1 protein-coding gene is annotated in these 522 nt (G+C 58.0%); it reads right to left on the reverse strand.

The annotated features are described in order from the left end of the window. Positions 1 to 22 precede the first annotated feature (22 nt). The gene (locus tag ACOCD2_RS26075; protein WP_419613469.1) at positions 23 to 382 is read right to left on the reverse strand and encodes a hypothetical protein; all 360 of its coding nucleotides are present in this window, start codon (positions 380 to 382) and stop codon (positions 23 to 25) included. Positions 383 to 522 lie beyond the last annotated feature (140 nt).

Below are 522 nucleotides of genomic sequence, written 5' to 3' on the forward strand. Positions count from 1 at the left end.
GGCAGCACCTGCCGCCAGTGGTTCACTGGAAGAGTTTGTGGTGCAAAAAGAACCCGTACCCCTGCCGGATATCAGTGGTCTGGAGCTGGTGAAGGACGACAAGCCCATTCAGGCTCTCTCGCTGCCAGCCATGGAGAGCGAAGCGAAGGCTGGTAGACCCCAGTAGCCGCGAGGCCGCACTGTTTTCCCGGCGTGCCTTGCGCCAGAGGGAAAACAAAGTAGGCCTCCGAACGCGGCGTCCAGTCATTGGGAGCCAAGTACGGAGCAGCAACGAGCTTGCGAAGTTGTTGCGTAGTGCTTGGTGACCAGGACGGCTGGGGCACCAATGGGTTGTCAAAGGCCGAGTCGATTTTGGGGACTGGGATGTCCCAAAATCTATCACGAGGCCGAAGACACGCTTGCGAGGAATTCACCCAGGAAAAGGAAGCTGTCGAAGTTCCGGATATCAGCAATCTGTCACTGGACCGTTGAAAGCCTGACAAGGAAGCGCCCCAGGGGATGGCGGTTTTCGAAAAGCAGCGG

Origin of the sequence: Thiolapillus sp. (assembly GCF_048562965.1) — a bacterium.
In the GTDB taxonomy this organism is placed as follows: domain Bacteria; phylum Pseudomonadota; class Gammaproteobacteria; order Chromatiales; family Chromatiaceae; genus Thiolapillus; species Thiolapillus brandeum_A.